Below are 2,561 nucleotides of genomic sequence, written 5' to 3'. Positions count from 1 at the left end.
CCCGCGCCAGGCAGGAGATTCGCGTCGGCGACCCAATTTGCCTGAGCCGGCCGGCCGTAAGGCGCGACCGCCTTATGACGGTGGTCAGGGGGGAATCGGCGGCGGCAGCGGCGGTGGCCATGGACAAGGTGGCGGTGGCGGCGGCGGCCTGGGCGGCGCGATCTTCGTTCAGTATGGCGGCGAGCTCACTGTGGCCGGCCATCTCGACATTTTTAGAAACAGCGTCGCAGGCGGCAACGGCGGAGGAGGAAACGCCTCCCCCGGCCAAGGTATCGGATCGGGCATTCTTTTTCACGGCAACGGGTCATTCACCGTGGCCCCTGGCGCCGGGCAGACCCAGTTGATAAGCGACACCATTGCAGATCAGACCGGGGGCGCTGGCAGCGGCGGCAATTGGGCTATCGTCAAGAACGGGGCCGGCACGACCATTCTCGACGGTGCGACTTCGCTCTCCGGCGGCGGCACCGTCAATGAAGGCGTCCTGGAGATCAACGCTCTGCGCCTGGCGGGCAATATCACAAACAAGGCCTCACTCGTCTTCGCCCAAACAATCGACGGCGCCTATACCGGCAACCTGTCCGGCAGCGGCAGCCTCATCAAGACCGGCACTGGCGATCTCACGCTCTCAGGCACCAACACCTACGCTGGCGGCACCACCGTCAACGGCGGAGCGCTGTTGTTCACCACCGACGCCAGCCTGGGAGCCGCGGGCATCGGCATCAACCTGAACAACGGCACGATCGGAAGCGTGGCCACGGTCCATCCGGGGCCGACCAGCAATCGCCCCGTCACGATCACGGACAAGGGCGGCTTCTCCGTTGCATCGGCTCCACTCACCTGGAGCGGCGTGATCGGCGGAAGCGGCCAGTTGACCAAGTCCGGCGACGGCGACCTGATCCTTTCAGCGGCCAACACCTACGGCGGCGGCACGACCGTGACCGGCGGTGTCCTGCGCTTCACGAATGACGTCAACCTGGGCGCGGCGGGTACGGCAATCACGTTGAATGGCGGCGCGGTCGGAACCACAAAGGACACTCCTGCGGCCACGTCGATCGACCGCAAGATCGTGCTCGCCGGTAACGGCGGCATCGACGTGGCGCTGCATCCCTTCATCTGGAGCGGCAGCATCAGCGGTGGCGGTCGCCTCATCAAGAGCGGCGACGGCGAGTTCGAGCTCACGGGCACCAACACCTATTCCGGCGGCACGCTGGTGCAGCGCGGAACGCTACGGGTCGCTTCCGACGACAAGCTCGGCGCCACGGGTACGGGGCTCACGCTGGAAAACAACGCCGGCCTGCGCGCATCCGAGACCTTCACCAGCACGCGCAACGTCTTACTGGAGGGCGCCGGTGGCGTATTCCTGGTCGACCCCGGCAAGACCCTGACCCTGAATGGGATAGTCGGCGGTTCGGGCAATCTCACCAAGGTCGGCGACGGCACGCTTATTCTCACCGGCGCCAACAGCTATGCCGGCAACATCTTCAACAACGGCGGCGCGGTGCAGGGCAACACCACGAACCTGCGCGGCAACATCATCTTCGACCCCAACGCGAACAATCCGATCGCCAGGTCGATCACCTTCGACCAGGCGACCAACGGCACCTTCGCGGGCAATATCACCGGCCTCGGCAGCCTGACCAAGACCGGCGCCGGCGCGCTGACCTTGGGCGGCAACAACACTTATACCGAGGGCACGACGGTGTCGGCCGGCATCCTGCAGGGCGCAGCCAACAGCCTGCAGGGCCGTATCCTAAACGATGCCGCCGTCATCTTCGACCAGGGTGTCAACGGCACCTATGCCGGCGCAATGACCGGCACCGGCACGCTCACCAAGAACGGCGCCGGTAAGCTCACCCTTACCGGCACCAGCACTGTCGGCGGCGGCACGACCATCAATACCGGCGGCTTAGCCGTCAACGTTCACCTGACCAGCAACGTAACGCTCAACAAGGGCGGCATCCTGAGTGGCGTCGGCAACATCACCGGCAATATTACAAACAACGGCGGCACGATCGAGCCGGGCAACTCCATCGGCAACATCACGATCGACGGCAATCTCACCTGGAACAGCGGCACCTTCGACGTTGAAATTAGTCCCAGCGCCAGCGACCGCATCACCATCGTTGGCGCCGGCCACAAGGCGACGGTACATGCCGGCACCCTCGACGTTGTCCCGTTGCCCGGCATTTACGTGCCTGACACGACGTACACGATCGTCTCGGCGCCGGCCGGCGGCATTGCCACATTTAACGATGTGACCGCCGATTTCGCGTTCCTGCGCCCCGTGCTCAGCTTCGATCTCACCAGCCTCTATCTCTCCCTGATCCTGGCGCCAGATGCCTTCCGCTCGGCCGGCCAGACGTCGAACCAGCGGGCGGTCGGCGGTGTGCTCGATGCCGCTGCAGCCGGCGGTAATTTCGGCGGCATCGTCGGGGCGCTGTCGGGCCTGCCAACAGCGCAGGGGACACCGGCCCTGCAGGCACTCTCCGGCGAGATCGCGGCGGGTGCCATCATAGCCGGCATCGACAGCGCCGATCGGTTCCTGGCCGTGTTCGACGGGC

At 65.5% G+C, this 2,561-nt stretch carries 2 protein-coding genes; one reads left to right on the top strand and one right to left on the bottom strand.

Annotation, left to right across the window (positions count from 1 at the left end):
• Nucleotides 1–202 (bottom strand): hypothetical protein (locus tag FJ959_RS32020; RefSeq protein WP_210239555.1); only part of this gene is annotated, 202 nt, incomplete at its 3' end.
• A 111-nt stretch (nt 203–313) separates the two neighbouring features.
• Between FJ959_RS32020 and FJ959_RS31450 the strand changes: the two genes are divergently transcribed.
• Nucleotides 314–2,561 (top strand): autotransporter-associated beta strand repeat-containing protein (locus tag FJ959_RS31450; RefSeq protein WP_210239554.1); only part of this gene is annotated, 2,248 nt, incomplete at its 3' end.

This window comes from Mesorhizobium sp. B2-2-4 (genome assembly GCF_006442375.1).
Lineage (GTDB): Bacteria > Pseudomonadota > Alphaproteobacteria > Rhizobiales > Rhizobiaceae > Mesorhizobium.
Note: the sequence above shows the minus strand (reverse complement) of the source record. Positions and strands in the feature narration are given on the sequence as shown.